2 protein-coding genes are annotated in these 1,222 nt (G+C 54.0%); both read right to left on the bottom strand.

From position 1 onward, the window contains the following. Positions 1-763, bottom strand: a 763-nt coding sequence (locus lacNas_RS13340) for a peptide chain release factor 1 (protein WP_201332016.1), incomplete at its 3' end; no start/stop codon positions are given. A 23-nt stretch (positions 764-786) separates the two neighbouring features. Then, on the bottom strand, positions 787-1,222 hold a 436-nt coding region (locus lacNas_RS13335; protein WP_201346943.1), incomplete at its 5' end, for a thymidine kinase.

The following is a 1,222-nucleotide window of genomic DNA, read 5'->3' as shown; positions in this document are numbered from 1 at the left end:
CGATCCCCGTCGGCAGGTGAGTCATTCTGACGGCACTGGAAGTCTTGTTGATGTGCTGGCCGCCAGCACCAGATGACCGGTAGACGTCTACGCGGATGTCCTTCGGGTCCAGGTCGATGTCGACTTGTTCATATTCTGGCATGACGGCAACCGTAGCCGTTGAAGTGTGAACCCGGCCGGCTGATTCGGTTACCGGGATCCGCTGCACCCGGTGAGCCCCGTTTTCATATTTCAGCTTGGAGTAGACCTTGTTGCCCGTAATCATGATCGCTACCCGCTTGTAGCCGCCGACTTCGGTTTGTTCGCTGTCGACGATGGAGACGTTCCAGCCCTGGGTTTCAGCGTACTTTTCATACATTCTCAGCAGGTCGCCTGCAAACAAGGAGGCTTCGTCACCGCCGGCAGCGCCGCGGATTTCCATGATGATGTCCTTGTCGTCGTTAGGGTCCTTAGGCAGCATCAGGATCTTGATTTCATCTTCCAGCTTGCCGATCTCTGCTTCCAGGTCAGCGTTTTCCATCTTGGCCATTTCAACCAGCTCATCGTCAGAACCATCGGCGATGATTTCCTTGTTGCCGGCGATTTCTTCCTTGTCGGCCTTGAACTTGCGGAACTTCTGCACGACTTCCCGCATGTCGGCCTCTTCCTTGGTGATCTCCATGTACCGCTTGGTGTCAGCGATCACTTCTGGGTCGGCCATCATTTCCTGAATTTCTTCATAGCGTACTTCCAAGCTCTCTAACTGAGCCATTACATTATCCATTTGATCAATCCTTCCAAATAAAACTAGTCTCTTGCCTGCTCGGGGTGGAAATAGTGGAAGCGGCAGACAGGATAGTAGGCCTCGTCACCGCCGATCTGCACCTGCTCGCCTTCATAGACCGGCTGGCCGTCTTTGTAGCGCAGGGCCATCGTTGCCTTGTGCCCGCAAAAATGGCAGATGGTCTTCATCTCTTCTATTTTATCAGCATAAAGCAAAAGATACTCGCTTCCTTCAAAGAGATGGTTCTGAAAATCGTTCTTCAAGCCGAAAGCCATCACGGGGATGTGCAGGTCGTCAACGATGCGCGCGCACTGAATGACCTGTTCTTTTTTCAAGAACTGGGCCTCATCGATCAAGACGGCCGCCAGCGGGTGGCCGTCGTTTGCCTCTTCCTGCCGGTTCAAGGCCGCGATGTAGTCAAACAGGTCCAGGTCAGGCTCAATCGGCAGGGCCTGGCGG

This window comes from Lactobacillus nasalidis (genome assembly GCF_016587775.1).
GTDB classification, from domain to species: Bacteria; Bacillota; Bacilli; order Lactobacillales; family Lactobacillaceae; genus Lactobacillus; species Lactobacillus nasalidis.
This window is presented reverse-complemented; position numbering and strand designations above follow the sequence as displayed.